At 37.0% G+C, this 23,463-nt stretch carries 15 protein-coding genes; 8 read left to right on the forward strand and 7 right to left on the reverse strand.

Annotation, left to right across the window (positions count from 1 at the left end):
• Positions 1 to 26: 26 nt before the first annotated feature.
• Positions 27 to 2,462 carry a phenylalanine--tRNA ligase subunit beta gene (gene pheT, locus BMF77_RS03065; RefSeq protein WP_148760554.1) on the reverse strand — a complete coding sequence of 812 codons (2,436 nt, stop codon included), beginning with the start codon at positions 2,460 to 2,462 and terminating at the stop codon, positions 27 to 29.
• Between the two features lie 188 nt (positions 2,463 to 2,650).
• Here pheT and BMF77_RS03070 point away from each other — a divergent pair, with 188 nt between their 5' ends.
• From BMF77_RS03070 to BMF77_RS03080, 3 genes are all read left to right on the forward strand, one after another.
• Positions 2,651 to 3,346, forward strand: coding sequence for a Uma2 family endonuclease (locus BMF77_RS03070; protein ID WP_148760556.1), 696 nt, complete (start codon positions 2,651 to 2,653; stop codon positions 3,344 to 3,346).
• A gap of 160 nt (positions 3,347 to 3,506) precedes the next feature.
• A complete protein-coding gene (locus BMF77_RS03075; RefSeq protein ID WP_148760558.1) occupies positions 3,507 to 7,451 on the forward strand; it encodes an Eco57I restriction-modification methylase domain-containing protein in 3,945 nt (1,314 codons plus the stop codon).
• 102 nt (positions 7,452 to 7,553) lie between these two features.
• Positions 7,554 to 8,273, forward strand: coding sequence for a Uma2 family endonuclease (locus BMF77_RS03080; RefSeq protein ID WP_174783108.1), 720 nt, complete (start codon positions 7,554 to 7,556; stop codon positions 8,271 to 8,273).
• Here the strand turns inward: BMF77_RS03080 and BMF77_RS03085 are convergent.
• Complete coding sequence (locus BMF77_RS03085; protein WP_148760560.1) at positions 8,268 to 8,585, reverse strand: hypothetical protein; 318 nt, start codon at positions 8,583 to 8,585, stop codon at positions 8,268 to 8,270. The genes BMF77_RS03080 and BMF77_RS03085 overlap by 6 nt on opposite strands.
• A gap of 61 nt (positions 8,586 to 8,646) precedes the next feature.
• Complete coding sequence (gene bchI, locus BMF77_RS03090) at positions 8,647 to 9,765, reverse strand: magnesium chelatase ATPase subunit I (RefSeq protein WP_148760563.1); 1,119 nt, start codon at positions 9,763 to 9,765, stop codon at positions 8,647 to 8,649.
• Between the two features lie 491 nt (positions 9,766 to 10,256).
• Between bchI and BMF77_RS03095 the strand changes: the two genes are divergently transcribed.
• The 4 genes from BMF77_RS03095 (at position 10,257) to BMF77_RS03120 (ending at position 19,912) form a co-directional block, all read left to right on the forward strand.
• Positions 10,257 to 11,600 (forward strand): P-loop NTPase fold protein, encoded by a 1,344-nt coding sequence (locus BMF77_RS03095; protein ID WP_148766764.1) that lies wholly within the window; start codon positions 10,257 to 10,259, stop codon positions 11,598 to 11,600.
• Positions 11,601 to 11,833: 233 nt separating this feature from the next.
• Complete coding sequence (locus BMF77_RS03100) at positions 11,834 to 16,804, forward strand: ribosome assembly protein 4 (RefSeq protein ID WP_148760565.1); 4,971 nt, start codon at positions 11,834 to 11,836, stop codon at positions 16,802 to 16,804.
• A gap of 715 nt (positions 16,805 to 17,519) precedes the next feature.
• On the forward strand, positions 17,520 to 17,984 hold the full coding sequence (locus BMF77_RS03115; RefSeq protein ID WP_148760567.1) for a hypothetical protein: 465 nt from the start codon (positions 17,520 to 17,522) through the stop codon (positions 17,982 to 17,984).
• Positions 17,985 to 18,031: 47 nt separating this feature from the next.
• Positions 18,032 to 19,912 carry an ABC transporter ATP-binding protein gene (locus BMF77_RS03120; RefSeq protein WP_148760569.1) on the forward strand — a complete coding sequence of 627 codons (1,881 nt, stop codon included), beginning with the start codon at positions 18,032 to 18,034 and terminating at the stop codon, positions 19,910 to 19,912.
• A gap of 85 nt (positions 19,913 to 19,997) precedes the next feature.
• On the opposite strand, the gene rnhA is transcribed toward BMF77_RS03120, so the two are convergent.
• Together rnhA and BMF77_RS03130 are read right to left on the reverse strand one after the other, a co-directional pair.
• The gene (gene rnhA / locus BMF77_RS03125) at positions 19,998 to 20,906 is read right to left on the reverse strand and encodes a ribonuclease HI (protein ID WP_148760571.1); all 909 of its coding nucleotides are present in this window, start codon (positions 20,904 to 20,906) and stop codon (positions 19,998 to 20,000) included.
• 33 nt (positions 20,907 to 20,939) lie between these two features.
• Complete coding sequence (locus tag BMF77_RS03130; protein ID WP_148760573.1) at positions 20,940 to 21,350, reverse strand: GNAT family N-acetyltransferase; 411 nt, start codon at positions 21,348 to 21,350, stop codon at positions 20,940 to 20,942.
• A 509-nt stretch (positions 21,351 to 21,859) separates the two neighbouring features.
• On the opposite strand from BMF77_RS03130, the gene BMF77_RS03135 reads away from it, so the two are divergent.
• On the forward strand, positions 21,860 to 22,711 hold the full coding sequence (locus tag BMF77_RS03135) for a universal stress protein (RefSeq protein WP_148760575.1): 852 nt from the start codon (positions 21,860 to 21,862) through the stop codon (positions 22,709 to 22,711).
• Between the two features lie 146 nt (positions 22,712 to 22,857).
• Here the strand turns inward: BMF77_RS03135 and psbM are convergent, their stop codons facing one another.
• Both psbM and BMF77_RS03145 read right to left on the reverse strand, forming a co-directional pair.
• Positions 22,858 to 22,962, reverse strand: coding sequence for a photosystem II reaction center protein PsbM (gene psbM / locus BMF77_RS03140; protein ID WP_015079946.1), 105 nt, complete (start codon positions 22,960 to 22,962; stop codon positions 22,858 to 22,860).
• Between the two features lie 89 nt (positions 22,963 to 23,051).
• The gene (locus BMF77_RS03145) at positions 23,052 to 23,348 is read right to left on the reverse strand and encodes a 2Fe-2S iron-sulfur cluster-binding protein (protein ID WP_148760577.1); all 297 of its coding nucleotides are present in this window, start codon (positions 23,346 to 23,348) and stop codon (positions 23,052 to 23,054) included.
• Between the last annotated feature and the right edge of the window lie 115 nt (positions 23,349 to 23,463).

Consider the following 23,463-nt stretch of genomic DNA (forward strand, 5'->3'; position numbering starts at 1 on the left):
GGTCGGTTAAAACCGACTGTTTTGAATTAACTTCTCAAATTCACACCAAATTTTTCAACTAAGGCTGTCCGCACTTGATTATGAACTGGTTCAATTTCATTTTCAGTGAGAGTGCGATCGCTGGCACGATATACTAACCGAAAAGCTAAACTGCGTTGTCCTGTGGGGACGTGTTCACCACGATATTCATCAAACAATTCCACCGAGTTTAATAACCCTTTCCCAGCTTTATTAATGACCTTTTCAATTTCGGAAACTGTCACTTTCACAGAAGCAAAAAATGCCAAATCTCTGTCACTAGCTGGATAGGTAGAATAGGAACTGAATTTGGGAACTAGCAAATCATCATGATCCCAAGCATCCAACAGAGCATCTAAATCCAATTGAAACACATAAACGGCTTCTGGTAAATCTTTCTCTCGACGTAATTGGGGGTGAATTTGTCCGAATGTTCCCAGTCTATTACCCTTTACCCACAATGAAGCTGTGCGTCCAGGATGTAAACGAGAATCTCGATTTTCAGGTTGAAATTCTACAGTTAATTTTAGTTGTTTAAAGACACTTTCTAAAATACCTTTGGCTTCAAACCAAGTAATCGCTTCTTCCTTACCACCTCTTGACCATTTACCGGAAGTTATATCACCACCGATAATTCCAGCCAGCATTTCTGCTTCTTGCAAACCGATTTCTTCACGCCAGAAAACGCGCCCGATTTCAAAACCATTTAACGCCCCATTTCCCTGCTCTAAATTGTATTGAAAAGCGGAAATTAAACCGGAAATTAAATCAGTCCGTAAAGCTGAATATTCGGCAAACAAAGGATTACTTAAAACGATTTGATTATCTTCACCCGGTTTCACCAAAGAATAATGAATTAATTCTGTCAAACCTTCAGCGCGGAGATAAGCGCGTAACCGGCGAATTAATTCTTGTTCTAAAGATAGATAACCAGCTTCAGATTTTTCTGGTAGAGTATCACAGAATTTATCATAACCATATAACCGGGCAATTTCTTCAATTAAATCAATTTCCCGTTCTAAGTCGCGGTAACGATAGGGAGGTACGGTAACTGTCCAATTCCGGTCATCAATTTTGACTAATTCACACCCTAAAGCTGTGAGAATTTTTTCGACATCTTCTGGTTGTAATTCTCCTGTTTCTTGTCCTAATTCAATCGGACCTAACACTTCATTAACTTTATCTAAACGCAGGTTAATAGAATGTGACCAAGTAGAAATATCTGGACGATAATCGGAAATTTCTTGTTGAACAATCACACCCGCAGCTAATTCACTAATTAAGGATAAAGCCCGGTGACAAGCTATTTCTAATTCTGCTCGATTTACGCCCCTTTCATATCTACCAGAAGCTTCACTTCTTAAACCCGCACTGCGAGAAGAACGCCGAATAGCCACAGAATCAAATAACGCCGCTTCTAAAACTAAACTTTGTGTACCTTCATGAACTTCTGTTTCTGCACCACCCATAACACCTGCTAAAGCCACCGCTTGATTATTAGCAGTAATTAATAAATTTTGGGTTGATAAATTACGAATATTTCCATCTAAGGTTTTTAAAGTTTTCCCATTTTCCGCAAACCGCACACCAATAGTTAAATTTTCTCCACCACCTACAGATTGTAACCGCTCTTTATCAAAAGCGTGGAGAGGTTGTCCTCTTTCCAATAAAACGTAGTTAGTAACATCAACTACATTATTAATTGGTCTGACACCCGCAGCCCGTAACCGTTGTTGTAACCATTCAGGAGAAGGGGCGATTTTGATGTTTTCAACAACAGTCCCAATATAAGCAGGACAAGCTTGGGTTTCAGAAATTTTTAAAGTTAGGTTTTTTGCAGTTTTGGTATTTTCAACTTCTGCAACTGGGGGAATTGATAGTTTTCCGCCAGTTAAAGCTGCTACTTCCCGTGCAATACCCACCATAGATAAAGCGTCAGCCCGGTTAGCGGTAGCAGTGACATCTAAAATCACATCTTCCAAACCCAACAGGGGGCGCACGTCACTACCCGCCACCATATTTTCTGCGGGGAAGATATGAATACCATCAATATCAGTGGGTAAACCCAGTTCTTTTAAAGAGCATATCATCCCATTGGAGGGAACACCGCGCAGTTTTGCGGGTTTGATTTTTAAATCAATGTTGGGTAAATAAGTTCCTGTGGTGGCTACCGGGACATAGATATCTGCGCGGACGTTCCCAGCACCGCAAACGATATTTACAGTCTCAGCAGTACCAATATCTACGGTACAAACGCTCAATTTATCTGCGTTGGGGTGGGGTTGACGTTCTAGCACTTTTCCCACAACTACGCCATTAGCCCAAGTGCGACGATCTTCTATATCTTCTACTTCAAACCCTGCCATTGTCAAGGTTTCCGCCAGTTCTTCTGGGGTGAGTTTGATTTCTACGAGTTCTTTTAACCAGTTTAGAGAAATACGCATGGAGTCTGTTTGGATTTATCTTTTACTCTAATTTTATATATTAAGTGAAAATTATTAGATATTTTAAGAAAATTACATAACCGTTTTTTTGTGGAGACGTTCCCTGAAATGTCAAGACATTCTTTTTTATCAGATACCAATTATAATTAATGCAGTATAGGAATCTATCCCTATTGGAGATATCCACTATGGTACAGCAATTAGCACCAGCAAGCGCACCAGAAATCATCTATCCTGACAGCGACGGTCAACCAATGGCAGATAATACGAAACAATATCAATGGATTGTTAAAATTAAAGAAAATTTAGAAATATTATTTGCATCACGAGATGATGTATTTATTGCAGGTGATTTACTTTGGTATCCTATCGAGGGAAGTGTCAAAACTTGTCAAGCACCTGATGTTATGGTGGTGTTTGGTAGACCAAAAGTAGATAGAGGTTCTTATCAACAATGGAAAGAAAATAATATTCCTCCTCAAGTGGTTTTTGAAATTTTATCACCGGGAAATCGTACTCCCAAAATGATTAATAAATCGCTTTTTTATCAACGTTATGGTGTGGAAGAATATTATATTTATGATCCTGATACTATAGAATTATCTGGATTTATACTTGCGGAAGATGCTTTTACAGTTGTCGAAGATATTAATGGTTGGGTAAGTCCAAGATTGGGAATACGTTTTCAAATTACACCTGATAATTTAGAAATTTATTATCCTGACGGAAGAAAGTTTCTCACATCTTTGGAACTTAATCAACGTGTTGAACAAGAATATCAACGTGCTGAACAAGAACGTCATGGAAAAGAAATAGCTATACAGCAGTATCAGGAATTATTAGCCAAATTACAAGCAAAAGGAATTGATTTAGAAACTTTGTAATCATGTAGGGTGCGTTAGCGCAGCGTAACGCACCGTTTTTAACTAAGTGTATATTTATAGTGTGTCAGAAAAAATGTGAATAAATTACTTAAACATATATAATATAATATGGTGCGTTACGGCTAAAGCCTAACACACCTTACTATTTATAGGGGGAATTATGACAGATACAAAAAATCCAAATAAACCATTATTTTCTCAACATTATTTAAAATATCGTCTGCAAGAATGTCCAGAATGGCATTTAGATATCATCTCGGATTTTGAGAAACTAAATAAACTCTATTTATCCAAAAAAGCGATTTTACCGACTCTCAATGAAGCGCAAACTGAAGATGTGTTTATTAAACCAGTATTAGATATTTTAGGCTTTTCTAATATTCCTCAAGTCGTGACTCGTGGTAAAGGTAGAGCCGAACGTCCTGATTATGCGTTGTTTGCAAATGAAAATGAAAGGGATATAGCTTACTCTTTTCAAAATAATGAAACTGCTTTTTATGGTAGGGTATTAGTTATCGCAGAAGCTAAATATTGGGAAAGACCATTAAGTAAAGTTTCTGCTAATGATAAAAGAGATATTTTCAAGAATGAAAATCCATCTTTTCAAATTTCTAGTTATTTGACTGGTACGGGAGTTGATTGGGGAATTTTAACCAATGGGAGAGAATGGCGTTTATATTATCGTCAAGCATCTTCTACCGCAACTGAATTTTATCCTCTTGATTTGGTAGAATTATTAGAAACTGAAGATTTGGAAAAGTTCAAATATTTCTGGTTATTTTTTAGAAGTGCAGCTTTTGAAAAAGATAGTTACAACAAAAACTTTTTAGAAAGAGTCAGAGAAGGAAGTACAACCTATGCAACTCAAGTAGGAAATGAATTAAAAACATTGGTATTTGAGCAAATATTTCCTGACTTAGCAGGGGGTTTTGTTGCAGACGCTATCAGACGGGGAAAAACTGGAGAACCAAAACAGATTTATGCAGCCACTTTATCATTTTTATATAAGTTGTTATTTCTATTATATGCCGAAGCTAGAAACCTGTTACCAATTACCACCGCTTACCGTGATTATAGTTTGATTAAAATTACCCAAGAAATAGCAGAAAGTGTTGATAAACAAAGAACATTAAGTCAAACTTCGACAAAGATTTATAAAAGTTTATTAGGTTTATTTGAAATAGTAGATAGAGGTGATTCAGCTTTAGAAGTACCTCGTTATAATGGTGGTTTATTTCATTTTGATTTTCATGAATCTGAAGATAAAAAAGATTATCCAGATAATTGGTTTTTGTATCAAAATCAATTATCTGATGCTGTCTTATTTCCCGCTTTAGATAAATTAGCACGGTTTGAAAAATTACCCATTGACTACAGCTTTTTAGGTGTGCGACAATTGGGTTCAATTTATGAAGGTTTATTAGAATATCGCGTAGTGATTGCAGATGGAAATACGGGTAAAGTCCATTTAGAAAATGATAAGGGTGAACGCAAAGCGACGGGTTCTTATTACACACCTGATTACATTGTTAAATACATTGTTAGTCATACTCTCAAACCGATTTTAGAGGAGAGAAAACAAAAATTTGCGGATTTGATGACGCAAATTAGCCAATTACATGAAAAAATGGCAGATGGTAGATTGGGGGTACAAAGTCGTAATGGTTTACAAAAAGATTTACAACGTTTAGAAAGAAAAAGTACAAATACCTTACTGGATATTAAGATATGTGATCCTGCTATGGGAAGCGGACATTTTTTAGTGGAAGCTGTTGATTATTTTACAGATGAATTAATCAGTATTTTAAATGAATATCCTGAACATAATCCGGTTTTGGAGATGTTGAAACAAACCCGCGAGGGGATTTTAGCAAATTTACAACAGCAGGGAATTACTATTGATGTTAATAAGTTAGAAGATACTCAACTTTTGCAACGGGTGGTAATGAAACGCTGTATTTATGGTGTGGATTTGAACCCAATGGCTGTAGAATTAGCAAAGGTGAGTTTATGGTTACATTCCTTCACAATTGGCGCTCCTTTGAGTTTTTTAGATCATCATTTGCGCTGCGGAAATTCCCTTATTGGTACGACTGCGCGAGAAGCAGAAGCGAATATGGTGAAAGAAGAAAGTGGACAATTAAATTTCTTAACTGGTCCGTTTGTCGGGTTGTTACGTGCTGCGGAAATTATGCGCGGTGTGAGTACGTTAAGTGATGCAACTTTTGCGGAAGTAGAAACTAGCGAAAGGTTATTTAAGGAATTTGATCAAGCTGCGAAACCTTATAAACGGTTATTAGATATTTATGTTTCTAAATATTTTGGTTTGAAACGTGCTGATCATTTTTTACGGGTTTATGGTACAAATGCGATTAATGCTAACCCTGAAAGTATGAATGCTGCTGATATTGCAGTTTATGAAGACGCGAGAAAGTTATTTGAGGAAAAGCAGTTTTTTCATTGGGATTTGGAATTTCCAGAAGTTTTTATTGATTTAGAAAATGCAAGTTGGAAAGAAAATCCTGGTTTTGATGCTGTTATCGGTAATCCTCCTTATGATGAGTTATCACAAGACTCACTAGGAAGGATAATTGATGAAAAGTCTTTTATAGATAATACAGATTTATATAAGGAAGCAAGAACTGGTAGAGTAAATCTATATCGTCTTTTTATTGCTTTAGCAATTGATAAAACTAAACAAAAAGGTCATCATGGGTTTATTGTCCCCATGTCTCTTTTAGGAGATAAGTTTACATTTCAATTAAGAAAGAAAATGTTGCTAGAAAATACTTTTCTTCATATTGAAGCATTTCCGCAAAAAGATAATCCTAAAGAAAGAGTTTTTATTGATGCTAAATTACCAACTTGTTTGTATGTTTTAACAAAAGAGAAAGTCAATAATCCAATCTTTGTGAGAACTCATCCTGGTAAAGATATTCTGGAAAATTCCCCAGCTTATAAGACATCAGCAACAGAAATATCGGAATTTGATGCTGATAATTTCACTATTCCTAGTGTCAGTGCTGAAGAATGGAATATAGCCAAAAAAATAGCTACTAATCCAAATATTTGTAAGTTAGGTAATGTTGCTACTCCCATGTCAGGAGAAATAGTTTTTAATGAGTCTTTTAAACCTTATTTGACAGAAAATCCAGAACATACGCTGGTTTTAAGAGGAGGTCATGTTCAAAGATATGAATTAATTGATGATCCAAAACAGGGGACACCAATTTATATTAATAAGCAGCTTTGGTTGTCTAAATCTCGTGGAGGAATAGCTGCACTTTCTCATCAGCAATCAAGAATTATCTATCAAGAAAGTGCTGCTTTAGATAATTGGAGAAGAATTATTGCCACAAAATTACCCGCAGGAAATGTTTGTGGTCATAAGATTTGCTATTTTGTAAATATTCAGTATGATGATCTTGCTTTTTTAGCCATATTCAACAGCAATTTTATAGAATGGAGATTTAAATTAATTAGTGTCACTAACAGTTTATCTGCATATCAAATTACATCTTTGCCATTTCCACGTTTTGAATTTACAACTGAATCTAATTTACGACAAAATTACTGCGAAAAAATAATCAATAGTTATCATGAACTTATAGAAGATTCTTCTCATCAAAATAAATTAATCGAACAAATACAATTGCATTTAGAAAAACAACCATCAGAAGCGGATGTAATTCATGATTTCCTCGCATATTTAGCCGAACAAATGATAGAATTGAATCAACAAAAACAAACAGAAACTACAGGATTTTTGACATGGTTAGAAAGATTAATCGGTACTGAAATTGATAATCTTACCAATAAATCGAAAATTCAAAATTATTTAGGTGATTATTATAAACAAAATCAAGGAGATAACCATTTGACCCTTGATGAATTAATTAGTATCCTCAAGAAAAATCAGAAAAAACTGCAAATAGATCCCACCGCGAGAAAAGAACAGGAAACATTAGCAAAAGAATATCAATCAAGTTTAAATACACTCTTACCAATCAAAAAACAACTAAAACAATGTGATTGGTTAATTGATGAAATTGTTTATCGGTTATATGGTTTAACTGAAGAAGAAAAAGCCATAATTCAAGGATAAAAATATCCCCGACTTCTGTTTTTATTTTGTAAATAAATGATAGATTTTTCTTAGAAGTCGGCGATCTGGATTATAATAAAAATAGAATTGGTAATATCAATCATGCTAAAATACAGCCAATTAAATTATTTACCCTCATCTAAGGAATTACCCGACTCTGACGACACACCAGTGGATAACGAACTACAAGATTTAATTCCCGGTTTATTAAAAGCCATGTTAGCCTTAATCTGGTCACAAAGATGGGATTGGTTTTTTGGCGTAGACATGGGAATATATTATGATCCAGATAAACCTGCAATTGTCCCAGATGGATTTTTAAGTATTGGTATTCCCAGATTAATTGATGAAGATTTACGCCGCAGTTATGTATTATGGGAAGAACAAAAATTACCGATTTTAGTGTTAGAAATAGTGTCTCATACCTATAGGGGAGAATATAGCACTAAGAAAGATTTTTATGCTCAAGAATTGGGGATATTATATTATGTAGTTTATAATTCTCAGCGTAAAAGAAAACAACGTTTAGAGGTTTACAAATTAGTCAATGGAGAATATAAGTTACTGTCAGGAAACCCTGTTTTTCTACCAGAGATAGGGTTAGGAATAGGAATGGAAAAAGCAACATATCAAGGAATAACTAGGGAATGGTTATATTGGTTTGATGAAAATGGAAAACGATTTTTAACACCAGAAGAAAGGATGCAACAAAGTGAGGAAAAACATTTAGAATCTGAAAGAAAATGGTTAGAATCTGAGAAAAAGGCTAATAAATTAGCAGAGATGTTAAAAAAATTAGGAGTTGATCCTGAAAATTTATAGCGTGTGAATTAAATCTGCAAACCCATAAATACTAATTCCTAATAACAGTAGTGCGGTAAATTGGGTAAGGCGTTGTTGAGTTAAAACTGTGTGGTTGTTTTCGGTGGGAGACATTGCTTCCCGGACTAATATAGAAGTTGATGCTCCCACGACAAAACTTAAACCTAGTATGATGTAGGGTTTATCTGGGACAATGGTGGAGACTGTCAGCAGAGCGATCGCTAATGTTAACATTAATAACTCCACAAATCGGGGTGGATGATGTTGAATCAATAAAATCAAGCTGTTTAACCAAAAATTCCAAGTTCTCATAATTTGTCAGTTGTTAATTAACTGTTGTAGAGACGTTCCATGGAACGTCTCTACATTAAAACTAACGAGCGCCAGCTTTCATCCCTGCACCATTTTTCTGGGTTGAATCTTCTGGAAGTTCCACACCAAAAACCCGACAAAAGACCTTTTCCACTTTATAGCCAGTATCAATAGATTCTAAAGGATCTTTCCGCAAACGGTGACGCAGACATAAAGTAATTACCCGACGGATATCGTCAATTGTAACTTCTGTCCGACCTTCAAAAGCGGTTAAGGCTTTAGCCGCACGGTTTGTCACGATGTCACCCCGCAACCCGTCCACATCTAATTCTGAACAAACTTCGGAAATTTTCACCCGGAAGTCATAATCTAAATTAACTTGTGGTAATAAGTTTTGGGCATTGACAATTTGCTCTTGTAATGCTATTTGGGGAGCTTGGTGTTTTTCTAAATACACAGGCGGATTCTGGTCAAATTCACCCCGTTCTTCCACAATTTGCACCCGCAAAGCTGGTTCTTTCACAGTGCGGATTTCCGCGTGCATTCCAAAACGGTCAAGGAGTTGGGGACGCAGTTCCCCTTCTTCAGGGTTTCCCGAACCGACGAGAACAAACTTGGCTGGGTGACGGATAGAAATCCCTTCCCGTTCGACGGTATTCCAGCCACTAGCAGCGGAATCGAGGAGTACGTCTACCAAGTGGTCATCTAACAAGTTGACCTCATCAACGTAGAGAATACCCCGGTTAGCTTTGGCTAGGAGTCCGGGTTCAAAAGCTTTGACACCCTCAGATAAGGCTTTTTCAATGTCAATTGTTCCACAAACTCGGTCTTCTGTAGCACCCAATGGTAAATCTACCATTTGCACCTTTTTGTGAGTGATGGGAATTTCTAACCCTTGTGCTACCTGTTGACGGACTTCATCACTCATCAAGTCCGTGTCGTTGGGGTCACTGTTGAAAGGGTCATTGGCGACAACAGGGATTTCTGGTAAAAGGTCCGCCAAGGCGCGGATAGTTGTAGATTTTCCGGTGCCGCGATCGCCCATAATCATTACACCACCAATTTTGGGGTCAATGACATTTAACAGCAGTGCCAGTTTCATTTCTTCTTGACCAACGATGGCTGTAAATGGGAAGACCGCACGACGCGCACTCGCACTAGCTTGAGCAGTTGAAGTCACTAAATTACCTTAACAATATTTTTTATGACAATTCTTTATTTTGACACATTTTGCGAATGTGGGTCAGTTGTCAGTTAAAAACTCAATGCTATAAGTTTTTTAAATCAGACTTTTACAAAAAAAGCACAAGACTATGTTTATTGAGAATAAGTCTACTTCATTCTCAAGATTATTGATAATCGTCGCAATAAGATAACCATTTTACTAGGTTCTTGACCTCTTGACTTTTTGTGCTATTATCAAGGTGTATGATCTGGCTGTTATCATATCTAGATTTTAAAATACAGAAATTGTCAGCATGAGGATAACCAGGATTTAAGAATTGACAGGATGTGAGTAAAATAAAATCCTGTTCATCGTTTGATCTTGTAAATCCTGATTCTCATAAAATTATTGAAATTATCGGAAAAATAACTGAAATTACTGAGAAACAAGTATTATTGTCAGTAGGGATATTCCTCAACTATCAGGACAATTATACTACTAGCAAAATGGATATTAAGGATTTTTATAAAGCCACTAACCCCGCACGCACTCTGAAAGCGCGAAATGAAGAAGACCAAAAATGTTATATTGACTTTTCTAAAGTGCGTGGTGAGGATATCATCAGCACCATTAAAGATAGTATTACAGAGTGGAATCAAGATGAGCCTACCTGTAACCTATTTACTGGACATATTGGTTGTGGTAAATCTACAGAATTATTACGATTACAGGTAGAATTAGAAGCAGCAGATTTTCATGTTGTTTATTTTGAATCTAGCGAAGATCTAGAAATCACAGATATAGATATTGCTGATGTGTTTTTGGCTATTGCTAGTCGCATTAGTAAAAGTCTTGAGAAAATTGTTCTCGAAGAACCGAAAAAATTTCAGGAATTACTTCAAGGTGCATGGAACATCTTGAACTCTGAAGTTACAGGTGTTAAAGGTAAATTTGCTGGTCATGATATTGGTTATACTGTTGACGGACAAAAGTTGTCTCTGTCTTTGGGTATTGGGGAAATCACCACAAAAATGAAAAGTGATTCCACATTAAGAACCAAAATAAATCAATATTTAGGACCACAAAAAACCGAATTACTACAAGTAATTAATCAAGAACTTTTAGAACCTGCTATTTCTAAACTTAAACAACAAGGTAAAAATGGTTTAGTTGTCATAGTTGATAACCTAGACCGCATAGATAATACCATTAAACCCTGGGGTCGAACACAACAGGAATATCTATTTGTAGACCAAGGTGAATATCTGACTAAACTGAATTGTCATGTCATTTATACCATGCCTTTGGCTTTGAGATTTTCTAATGAATATGGAATATTAACCCAACGATTTCCAGAAGAACCAAAAATATTACCAATGGTTCCCGTCAAGTCTTCAGATGGTAAAGTCCATGAACAGGGATTAGCACTAATGCAACAGATGATTTTAGCTAGAGCATTTCCTAATTTAGCACCAGAAGACCGCTTAAATAAAATTACTGAAATTTTTGATGCTCCAGCAAGTCTAGACCGCTTGTGTCAGGTTAGCGGTGGTCATGTGCGCGATATTTTGCGGTTATTAAACCCCTGGATTATGAAAGATAAAAAATTTCCTCTCCAGAGTCATACCTTAGAGCAGATTATTCGTGAACGACGGAATGAAATGTCTTTAACTATTTCTGATGAAGAATGGGAATTATTACGTCGTGTTAAAAAAACTAAGCACGTTAGTGATGATCAAGGATATCAGAAATTAATTCGCAGTAGATTTGTCTTTGAATATCGAGATCAGGGTGAATTATGGTTTGATGTCAATCCGATTTTAGCAGAATCGGAAAAGTTGTTTGAATGAGGATTTTGTCTGAATCAGGATTTCCAGGATTTGAGGATTTGCAGGATTTAGATTTTGTCTGAATCAGGATTTCCAGGATTTGAGGATTAACAGGATTAAGATTTTGTCTGAATCAGGATTTCCAGGATTAAAGGATTTGCAGGATTTATATCCCCGACTTCTTTGATCAATGTTATTATTTATCGAGGTTAAAGTTCAGAAGTCGGGGATATTGTTTATCACAAATTAATACTATGAAAAACTCACAACAACTAGAAGATTTAGCATGGTCTATAGAAGCATCCCAAGGAGAATTTAAGCTGATTTTAGCTAAATGCAATTATCTCAACTTACAAAATCAACTCATTCAAGAATTACAGAAAGTATGTGAGATTGAAATTCAGATTTTACGACTTCAAGCATCAGAAAGAACATTATATAATACTATTCAAGCAGAATTTGATCAGGAAATTGCAGCATTAATGATTGTCGGTTGGGAATCTTTACCGAATTTATCAAAGATGTTCAGTTCAGCTAATCAAATCCGAGAAGAATTTAGAAATAATTGTCCATATCCCCTAGTGCTATGGATTAATAATCAAATATATCAACAAATCATGGAATCTGCACCTGATTTAGAAAGTTGGGGAATTACTATCAATTTCTCTCTTCCTTTCGATGAATTAATTAATTTACTCAAATCAATAATAGATAAAGTATTAAATGATGATTTGAATGTAAATCTACAAGAACTTGAATTAGCATTACAAGACTTACAAAAATATGATCAAAAATTAGAACCAGAATTTGAAGCTAATTGTAATTTTCTAAAAGGATTTATTGCATATAACAAAAAACAATTAGATACAGCTATTAGTTATTATCAACAAAGTTGGGATTTTTGGCAAAAAACTGAGAATTTAGAAATTTCAGGGAAAATACTTTATAATCTGACAATTTGCAATTATGAAAAATTAAGACCTAACCCCCCAACCCCCTTCCCTACTAGGGAAGGGGGAGAAATAATAAATTGTATTCAACAAATATTAGAAAAGTTTAAAAATGCTCAACGTCTGGATTTAATTGCTAATTCTTTATCAAGATTTGGGTTAATTCTCCAAGATTTACAAGCATGGGAACAATTAAAAACATTATCTCAACAAGCTTTAGAAATACATCAAGCTGAAAATAATATCTTGAAAATAGCAGAAGATTATATATTTTTAGCAACAGCTAATTTTGAACAATCAAATTTTAAAGAAGTAGTCAAAATTGCTAATCAAGGATTGGAGATTTTAAAGAGAGTTAATCAATCAGAATTTGACATCAATTATTATCGTCAAAGTCTATTTTTAATTCTAGCACAAGCTCAAGAAAAATTACAACAATATGAACAAGCAATTAGTAATTTAAAATTGGCTAAAGATATTGGGGTTATCAATAATCAACCAAAGCTTTATGTTAAAATTCTCAATCTTTTACAAAAACTATTATTTCAAAAAACAGAATATCTGGAAGCTTTTAACACCAAATTAGAAAGTCGTTCTATTGAACAACAATTTGGTTTGCGGGCGTTTATTGGTGCAGGTTGGTTAAAACCAGCAAAAAATACAAATCTAAATGTAGAGACGTTCCATGGAACGTCTCTACAAACAAATTACGGAACGTCTCTACAAACAAATCAAACCATTAAAAAAGAAAATATTTCTCCAGAAATTGAAGCATCTGGACGGAAAATAGATGTAGATAAATTATTAGAAAGTATTGGTAGAACTGATAAAAAAATTATTGTCATTCATGGACAGTCAGGAGTTGGAAAAAGTTCTCTAGTTAATGCTGGGTTAATTCCTGCATTGGAAAATAAAGCCATAGGTTTTCAAGGTAATTTACCTGTGACGATTAGAGTTTATAATAGTTGGTTTATAGAATTAAAGCAGCAACTATTAGATGTATTACCAGCAAGATTAAAATCAGAAGATTTAAAATTAGATACTCAGGAAGAGTTTATTTTAAAACTGGTAGAAATTGAAGAATATCGGAGAACAGTATTAATTTTTGACCAGTTTGAAGAATTTTTCTTTGTTTGTCCTGACGATAAAGCTAGAACAGAGTTTTTTCAGTTTTTAGGGAAATGTCTAAATCATAAAAATATTGGATCTTTGCGAATAATTTTATCTTTGCGGGTAGATTATTTGCATCTTTTATTAGAATGTGATGAAATTACCGATATGAATATTATTGGTGATGGTATTTTGAGTAAAAATGTGTTGTATAAATTAGGGAATTTAACCCCAGAAAATGCTAAAACTACAATTGAGAGTTTAACTAAAAAAACAACTTTTCAGTTAGAACCGGATTTAATTAACCGACTGGTAGAAGATTTAGCGGGAGAAGTCGGTTCAGTTCGTCCCATTGAATTACAAGTTGTGGGGGCGCAATTAGAAACAGAAAATATCACAACTTTAGCCGCATATCAGAAAATCGGTAACAAACAAGAATTGGTGAAAAGTTATTTAGGAGAAATAGTCAATGATTGTGGTGAGAAAAATCAAGAACTTGCTGAATTATTACTTTATTTTCTCACAGACGAACAAGGAACAAGACCGTTAAAGACTAAGGCAGAATTAGAAGAAAATTTACAATCATTATTAGAACGAGATAAAAATGAAACTGAGAATAACTTAGATTTAGTATTAGAAATATTTGTCAAATCTGGTTTAGTGGTGTTGTTACCAGAAAATCCCTGTGACCGTTATCAATTAGTTCATGATTATTTAGCAGCTTTTATTCGTCAGCAACAAGAACCACTCAGCCAAAAACTAGAATGGGAAAAACAACAAAGAAAAATCGGTGAAGCTAAACTCAATCGCTTTCTCAAAATTGCCCTTGCAGGTTCAGTGGCCGCAGGAATAGCATTGACCTTGTTAACAGTCACAGCTTGGAATGCTGCAAAGAGGGCAGAAACTCAAAAACAACAAGCTGATATTAATGCAATTCAAGCCTTAACTAAATCCAGTGAAGCCCAGTTTGCCTTAAAAGATACCGGAAACGCCTTAATAGAAGGCTTGAAGGCTGGTGGAAAACTCAAACTGGCATCTTGGGCAAAATCGGATACTCAAGTACCAGCGATAGCAGCATTAAGGCAAGCGGTATATTTGCAGCGTGATGAAGAGAAGGAAAAACGAGCCTTAGCAGTTAATACCCTGAAAGGTCATGAGGGTGTGGTCATTAGTGTGAGATTTAGCCCCGACGGCAAAAAACTGGCTTCTGGGAGTGAAGACAAGACGATCAAAATCTGGGACGTGACCACAGGGAAACTCCTGAATACCCTGAAAGGTCATGAGGGTGTGGTCTATGGTGTGGGATTTAGCCCCGACGGCAAAAAACTGGCTTCTGGGAGTGGTGACAAGACGATAAAAATCTGGGACGTGACCACAGGGAAACTCCTGAATACCCTGAAAGGTCATGAGAGTTCGGTCTGGAGTGTGGGATTTAGCCCGGACGGCAAAAAACTGGCTTCTGGGAGTTTAGACAAGACGATCAAAATCTGGGACGTGACCACAGGGAAAGTCCTGAATACCCTGAAAGGTCATGAGCGTGAGGTCAGGAGTGTGGGATTTAGCCCCGACGGCAAAAAACTGGCTTCTGGGAGTGGTGACAAGACGATAAAAATCTGGGACGTGACCACAGGGAAAGTCCTGAATACCCTGAAAGGTCATGAGAGTTCGGTCTGGAGTGTGGGATTTAGCCCCGACGGCAAAAAACTGGCTTCTGGGAGTTTAGACAAGACGATCAAAATCTGGGACGTGACCACAGGGAAAGTCCTGAATACCCTGAAAGGTCATGAGCGTGAGGTCAGGAGTGTGGGATTTAGCCCCGACGGCAAAAAACTGGCTTCTGGGAGTGATGACAAGACGATCAAAATCTGGGACGTGACCACAGGGAAAGTCCTGAATACCCTGAAAGGTCATGAGGGTTGGGTCAATAGTGTGGGATTTAGCCCCGACGGCAAAAAACTGGCTTCTGGGAGTGATGACAAGACGATCAAAATCTGGGACGTGACCACAGGGAAAGTCCTGAATACCCTGAAAGGTCATGAGGGTTGGGTCAATAGTGTGGGATTTAGCCCCGACGGCAAAAAACTGGCTTCTGGGAGTGATGACAAGACGATCAAAATCTGGGACGTGACCACAGGGAAAGTCCTGAATACCCTGAAAGGTCATGAGGGTTGGGTCAATAGTGTGGGATTTAGCCCCGACGGCAAAAAACTGGCTTCTGGGAGTGGTGACAAGACGATAAAAATCTGGGACGTGACCACAGGGAAAGTCCTGAATACCCTGAAAGGTCATGAGAGTTGGGTCAATAGTGTGGGATTTAGCCCCGACGGCAAAAAACTGGCTTCTGGGAGTGGTGACAAGACGATAAAAATCTGGGACGTGACCACAGGGAAAGTCCTGAATACCCTGAAAGGTCATGAGCGTGAGGTCAGGAGTGTGGGATTTAGCCCCGACGGCAAAAAACTGGCTTCTGGGAGTGCTGACAAGACGATCAAAATCTGGGACGTGACCACAGGGAAAGTCCTGAATACCCTGAAAGGTCATGAGGGTTGGGTCAATAGTGTGGGATTTAGCCCCGACGGCAAAAAACTGGCTTCTGGGAGTGGTGACAAGACGATAAAAATCTGGGACGTGACCACAGGGAAAGTCCTGAATACCCTGAAAGGTCATGAGAGTTGGGTCAATAGTGTGGGATTTAGCCCCGACGGCAAAAAACTGGCTTCTGGGAGTGGTGACAAGACGATAAAAATCTGGGACGTGACCACAGGGAAAGTCCTGAATACCCTGAAAGGTCATGAGCGTGAGGTCAGGAGTGTGGGATTTAGCCCCGACGGCAAAAAACTGGCTTCTGGGAGTGCTGACAAGACGATCATTTTATGGGATTTGGATTTAGATAATTTAGTCACCAGTGGTTGCAATTTGCTGAATAATTATTTGATTGGTAATCCTCAAGTGTTGGCAGAATTAAAGGATTGCCAAACTCCATCTCGGTTATTATTAGCAGCAACGGTGTTAGTGATCCAAGGTGAGAACTTGGCAGCAAATGATGATATAAATGGGGCTTTAGCTAATTTCCGTCAAGCCAAAGAATGGGATAAAAATTTACAATTTGACCCCCAAGCAAAAGCACAGGAGTTTGCTAACAAAGGCAAAGCTAAACGCAAGTGAGCGGAGTGAGAAAGTGTTGTCCAAAAAGGGCAAATTAGGGATTTGAAGGCGGGGAAAAATCCCTTTACTGATGCGGTGTTGAAGGAATTAACCCCACCCTAACCCTCCCCTTGCAAAGGGGAGGGGACTGGATTTTCTGGTTTCCCCCCAAAGTATCGGGGGATTAAAGGGGGTAATTATCGGATATCAACAATAATTAGCATATAGTAATCCTATTTGATTTGTGAACATTCCCAGAGTCAGATCCCCGACTTCTTAGAGGGTGTTTTAAAAGTTTTTAATGTGGAAACAGACCCCTCTCCAAACCTCTCCCCTGGTAGGGGAGAGGCTTTAAAAACCCCATTCCCTTGTAGGGAAGGGGGGAAGGGGGGTTAGGTTTTTGGAGATTATGGGTTTCATATAATACTTTTCAAACAACCTCTTAGAGGATGTTTTAAAAGTTTTTAATGTGGAAACAGACCCCTCTCCAAACCTCTCCCCTACCAGGGGAGAGGCTTTAAAAACCCCATTCCCTTGTAGGGAAGGGGGGAAGGGGGGTTAGGTTTTTGGAGATTATGGGTTTCATATAATACTTTTCAAACATCCTCTTAGAGAAGTCGGGGATCTTGTTTTTCATAACTAATTTAGGATCGCTATATAGGGCTTGCTGATTAAAAATTGCCTAGTACAGTGTATATTAATAATTGACAAAATCATTAAAGGAGAAATTTACCCCATGAACAAATTATTAGATGAAACCCTATCTCATGAAATTGCTAAAGCCATCAAAAGTAAAGCTAAAAAACCTTTTGATAATGCTTATAAAGCAGTTTTAATCACCGAAGGGGCAAAGTATATTCAAGGCTTTTTAGTATTTGCTGGTCAGCCCTATAAACCAGTTGAACATGGTTGGATTGAAGTTAATGATGTAATTATAGATCCGACACTTCCTTATTTACAAAAAAATCCCCAAGAACTTTATTATTTTCCGGCTCAAGCTCTAAGTACCAAAAAACTCAAAGCCATTGTGGAAGAATCCAAAGAAGATTATCCAGAGGATGATCCTTTACCTATTTATGGCGAAGCCCCCTATGATTATTATGGTGATGTTATGTTGGGGGGGCTAGAATATTTGACAGCTTATCAAGCCGCACAGGCCAAATGTCAAGAAATCAATGGCTTAAATTTTGAAAAAAATTAGTCTCCCAGGGCAGAATTTCACATTATTTTTTTCCTAAATTGTTATTTATGGGCATCTCTCCATCTCCAACTAAATCCAATCCCGAATACCGTCGTCGAGAAAATGACTGGCGGTTATTTTTACGCTTAGTCCCCTATGGTCGTCGTCATGGCAAACTATTAGCAGTATCCATGTTAATGCTTGTTCCGATTGCTGTTGCTAGTGCTATCAAACCCCTATTAGTGGGACAGGCAATTTCGTTAATTCGCAAAGAACCAAGTACATATCAATTTCTGCAAAATATCCCTCTGTGGCAAGGTTTAAATATCCTGATTGGAATGTTGCTAATAGCAACTATTATCCGCTTAGTATTAATAAGTGTCCAAGGTTATTTAGTGCAAAAATTAGGGCAAAAAATCACAGCAGATATTCGTGAAGATTTATTTACTCATGTAACATCTTTAGCTGTGCGGTTTTTTGATCAGACACCTGTAGGTAAATTGATTACTAGACTAACGAGTGATGTCGAAAGTTTAGGAGATGTTTTTTCCACTGGGGCTGTAGGCATTGTTTCTGATTTACTATCTATGGTAGTAATTGTGGGATTGATGTTTTCTATTCAATGGCAACTTGCTTCTTTGTTGATATTCATCCTCTTGCCAATAACTTGGTTGATAATTTATTTTCAACAGCGGTATCGAAGGGCTAATTATAAAACCAGGGAAGAACTTTCTGTACTCAATTCTCAACTTCAAGAAAATATTGTCGGGATTAATATAGTTCAATTATTTCGCCGCGAAAAATTTAATGTTGAGTTATTTCGAGCTGCTAACCAACGTTATATTAAGGAAGTAGATATTAGCATTTGGTATGATTCCGCAGTTTCTGCAACCTTAGAATGGGTTGGTTTAATTGCTATTGCTGGAGTATTATGGTTAGGTGGTTGGTTATTGTTAAATCAACAAATCTCCTTTGGGATTTTATCAGCATTTATTTTATATGCCCAACAATTTTTTGAACCATTACGGAATTTTGCGGAAAAGTTTACGGTGATTCAATCTGGGTTTACGGCTATTGAAAGAGTAGTGGATATTTTAGATGAACCCATTGAAATTAAAGATTACTCTCAGCCTCAAAGTTCAAATGTAGATTTTGAATTTGGCTATATTAATGAGATAGTTTCTAAGTTAGAATCTCAAGATTTTACACCCGTTCCGGCTTTGGGAGCAATTAAGTTTGAAAATGTTTCCTTTGCTTATAAAGATGATGATTACGTGATTAAGAATTTAGACTTTACCATTCACCCAGGGGAAAAGGTGGCTTTAGTTGGTCCCACAGGTGCGGGTAAAAGTTCAATTATTCGCCTGTTGTGTCGTCTTTATGAACCAACCCAAGGACGGATTCTCATTGACGGTGTGGATATCCGCGAGATTCCTCAAGTGGAACTACGACGTTATATGACGGTGATTTTGCAAGAGGCTTTTTTGTTTGCTGGTGATGTTAAAAGTAATATTACTTTAGGTGATAATTACAGTTTTGCAGAAATTCAACAAGCAGCAGAAAAGACGAATGTAGCGACGTTTATTAACCAATTACCCCAAGGTTATGATACTCAATTACGAGAACGGGCGACAAATCTTTCTAGTGGACAAAAACAACTTTTAGCCTTTGCGCGGGCGGCTATTCGTAATCCGCAAATTTTGGTTTTAGATGAAGCTACAGCTAGTTTAGATGTGGGGACGGAGGCTTTAGTTCAATCAGCTTTAAATCAGTTGTTAATCCAACGGACTTCAATTATTATTGCTCACCGTCTCTCAACAATTCGCAATGTAGACCGGATTTTTGTGTTGAAACGGGGGGAATTAATTGAACAGGGAAGTCATGAAGAATTGCTACAACAACAAGGATTTTATGCCACTTTGCACAATTTACAAATGTTAGGAGCTTAATCAAAGGTCTTGAAATGCAATCAAGGGCGCATAGCCTGCGCCCCTACGGGTTTTAAGATTTAAGGAAAATCAAAAATTATATTTTTCAATCTATTTCTGTGGCTATTTTGTCCCCACGTTCGAGTTCCCAAAGAATTTGATTTCCTTCCCGTCTTACCCGTGAAACTATCCAATTTCGCCACCGCCATTCATCACCTCGGCTGGTAACGGCGCTAGAGTGAACACCCATTAAGTCTGCTAATTCTGAACTGGTAATTAGGTAGCCTTTTTCGGCAATTTCGTCTGCAATCCGTAAGGTTTCCACCAAGTTGCGAAGTTGTAAAACCCTGATTTCAGTGGGTTGTTCGTTGGTTGTAGTCGCAGTTGGTGTTGTAGATTGTTCCATAGTGCTTGTATCTGATGCAGACGGACTGCTTTCTAGTGTGTTTTTATTAGTTATTGTAGAGTTTATTGGATCATTAGATACTTTTGCTGGGCTTATTTCCCCAATTTTAGATAAATTTTCGTGAAGAAGTCCAGGTAATAATTGTTTGAGGTGAGGGATTTTATGGTTAGCGAAGGAACGCGCAATGACATCACAGCGTTCATTGCCAATATTACCAGAATGTCCGCGAACGTGTTCCCATTGTACCAGTCGGCTATTGAGTTGATCCAGAATTTCTAGGAGGTCTTGGTTTTGAACGGGATTCCCATCTGCTTTTTTCCAGCCGTTCTTTTTCCAGCCTTTTACCCATTTTGTCACACAATCAATGACATATTTACTATCTGTGTACAGGGTAATAGGTTCAGTTTGTCGAGATGATTTGAAAAATTCCAAGGCAGCGATCGCAGCTTGCATTTCCATTTTATTATTAGTGGTATGGTGCGATGAATCACCCATTTCATGGACTGAACCATCATGAAAATAGACAACTGTACCCCAACCACCAGGGCCAGGATTACCTGTGCAAGCGCCATCTGTATATATACTTTGAATTAGACTTTGGATAGACATGATCAAATTAGAAAATTCTCAAGGATTGATATATTATTGATAACGATACATTAATTCCAAGTTCACAACTTCATTAGTGAAACCCCACTGTTGATAAAATGGTATCATCTCTGGTAAACAGAACAAAGCCATATTTTCAACTTCTTTTAATTGGGGATGATTAACGACTTCATCTAATAACTTAGCACCAAATCCCATTTTTCTGTAACTAGGTTTAACAATGACATCATAAAGAACTCCGCGATAAACAAAATCAGTCAAAATACGACAAAAAGCAATTAGTTCTTTTTCCTCATTTACTAAAGCGATGATAATATCAGATGCAGCTAACATTTTGACAACACCTGGATATATTCGGTTGTGACTCCAGAACTCATTTTTGTATAATTCCACAAGTTCGGAAATTTGGGTTTCATCTAATTGGTTAACAACTTGGTAATTCATTTTTTTGATTTTATCAATCCTGTAGATCTGAAGCAGAAATTAAATTTATCTTTTTACGAAAAGCTGAAAATTGACGGCTGAATGCTGACAATATAAACGGTGTTTTTGCTCTCATTTTTTCAGCATAAGCTTGATATTCTGCTATTTGTTGTTTAATTTCCGAAAAATGATCATGGTAATAATTAACTTAAATTAAAAAAAATTAACATAGATGACAAATCATAACTAACATCATGTTTTATTAATTTCATTAGACACAATTAGTTGTATGATATGAATGATAGGCAATCTGGTTGTCACTTCACCTAGTTAGGCGTAAAGAAACTTAATATTAATTACTCTTTTGCTTGTTGGTATTAGTTTCACTGCTAATCAGTTAATTTATGCCTGAATACTTAACTTGGTTATTTAGCACATGAGAAAGAAACATTCTGATAGCTTGCCTGACGCAGCCATAGCTCAATACTAGCAGCAAAAACCACAAAAACCTTCACGACAAAGACGGAAAAATGATCCAAAAAATTTTGTTAGCTGTCTCCGGTTTGGGACACGCGGAAGAAATGCTCAAGAACTTGAAAGAACTACCTTCATTTCGAGGAGCAAGAGTCACAGTTCTCCACGTTGTCACCCCACAAAGCACTGCGGCTGTAATGACTGACAAATGGGAAGAAGGGGGCAAAATTCTCGCTAAGGCTATTCAGTATTTAAACTTAGACCCCAGCCAAGTTTCTTCTATTTTACGTCAAGGTGATCCCAAGGATGTAGTTTGTCAAGTCGCTGACGAAATGGAAGCTGACTTGATTATTATGGGTTCACGGGGAATGAAGCGGCTACAATCTATTTTCTCCAATTCCGTCAGTCAGTACGTTTTCCAACTGTCTTCCCGTCCCATGTTGCTAGTGAAAGATGACATTTATGTCAAAAACATTAAGCGCATTATGGTGGCAATGGATAATTCTGAATCTGCTAAAAACTGCTTAAATTTGGCTTTGTTCTTACTTAGGGGTGTTGCGGGTGGACAATTGGTTTTAGCTAATGTTAATGCAGATTTAGGTGGTAAATTATCAGGTATTACTGATCTTAAACCAGAGAGAAATTCTGTGTTAGGAATGGCTGTGGCAGAGGCAGAAAAGCAATCTGTAGCAGTGCGTTGTATTACTAGCAGTGGTAAACCTGGGGAAGAAATTTGTCGTTTAACTAATGAGTTGAATATAGACTTATTATTGATTGGTTCCCCGGACCGTCGCCCATCTATTGCTAAGAGTTTTGTTGATATAGATCGGCTCATTGGCTCGTCTTTATCTGACTATGTTCGTGTTAATGCTACCTGTCCAGTTCTCTTGGCACGCACTATTGGATAATGTCTTCATATTAGCGATGACTAAATAAAAACCCCTGCACTATATTAGTTTAGGGGGGTTTTTATTTTATAGCCCAAGTATTAACTATCTTTTCCACCGATTTTAAAATGCTCACAAAAGCTAATAGCTGTTCGCAAGGCTGTTAATTAACCTTCAGTCTTGGAGGTTTGGATGTAAAGCATGATTAAAAACACGGCGGGTACTAATACGAACAAAATGCTCGCTACGAAACCCAAATCATTAACTTGCATAGCAAGATAGCCTTTTGTGTAATTTCGAGTCAACTATTCTAGAATAGCATCATCCATGACAGAGTGAAGCCAAATTTTTTTATCAGCCTTTAAGGTTTGGTGATAACAGTCACGGGTCCATTAACTAAGGTTTGACAAGCGAGACGGTAGTTATCAGGCTTGTTTTTGAATTTTTTGGTTTCTAAATCTGTACGCGGAGACAGGTTTTCTAATCCTTCAGTGATTTGGACAATGCAAGTAGTACATTGTCCAGCACCACCACAATTGGTCATTTTGCCGAAAAATTTATATATATCAATGCCATTTTCTACAGCTTTAAGTCGGAGATTAGCACCATCTGCGGCGACTATTTCTTGATTTTCTTTAACAAATTTGATATTTCCCATCGTAGCTTCCTGGTAATTTAGTATGTGACTGGATTAATTATATGGATTTATTGCAAAATATTAAGAACTATTAATTTTACCAAAAAATAGGACAGGTGGATGTTACCTGTCCAAA

Origin of the sequence: Dolichospermum sp. UHCC 0315A (genome assembly GCF_008121535.1) — a bacterium.
In the GTDB taxonomy this organism is placed as follows: domain Bacteria; phylum Cyanobacteriota; class Cyanobacteriia; order Cyanobacteriales; family Nostocaceae; genus Dolichospermum; species Dolichospermum lemmermannii.

Coding starts and splice junctions, on each gene's coding strand:
- BMF77_RS03135 (WP_148760575.1), top strand. CDS start 21,860: ATGATCCAAAAAATTTTGTTAGCTGTCTCCGGTTTGGGACACGCGGAA.
- BMF77_RS03100 (WP_148760565.1), top strand. CDS start 11,834: ATGAAAAACTCACAACAACTAGAAGATTTAGCATGGTCTATAGAAGCA.
- BMF77_RS03080 (WP_174783108.1), top strand. CDS start 7,554: ATGCTAAAATACAGCCAATTAAATTATTTACCCTCATCTAAGGAATTA.
- BMF77_RS03120 (WP_148760569.1), top strand. CDS start 18,032: ATGGGCATCTCTCCATCTCCAACTAAATCCAATCCCGAATACCGTCGT.
- pheT (WP_148760554.1), bottom strand. CDS start 2,462: ATGCGTATTTCTCTAAACTGGTTAAAAGAACTCGTAGAAATCAAACTC.
- rnhA (WP_148760571.1), bottom strand. CDS start 20,906: ATGTCTATCCAAAGTCTAATTCAAAGTATATATACAGATGGCGCTTGC.
- BMF77_RS03145 (WP_148760577.1), bottom strand. CDS start 23,348: ATGGGAAATATCAAATTTGTTAAAGAAAATCAAGAAATAGTCGCCGCA.
- BMF77_RS03075 (WP_148760558.1), top strand. CDS start 3,507: ATGACAGATACAAAAAATCCAAATAAACCATTATTTTCTCAACATTAT.
- BMF77_RS03085 (WP_148760560.1), bottom strand. CDS start 8,585: ATGAGAACTTGGAATTTTTGGTTAAACAGCTTGATTTTATTGATTCAA.
- BMF77_RS03130 (WP_148760573.1), bottom strand. CDS start 21,350: ATGAATTACCAAGTTGTTAACCAATTAGATGAAACCCAAATTTCCGAA.
- BMF77_RS03070 (WP_148760556.1), top strand. CDS start 2,651: ATGGTACAGCAATTAGCACCAGCAAGCGCACCAGAAATCATCTATCCT.
- BMF77_RS03115 (WP_148760567.1), top strand. CDS start 17,520: ATGAACAAATTATTAGATGAAACCCTATCTCATGAAATTGCTAAAGCC.
- psbM (WP_015079946.1), bottom strand. CDS start 22,962: ATGCAAGTTAATGATTTGGGTTTCGTAGCGAGCATTTTGTTCGTATTA.
- BMF77_RS03095 (WP_148766764.1), top strand. CDS start 10,257: ATGGATATTAAGGATTTTTATAAAGCCACTAACCCCGCACGCACTCTG.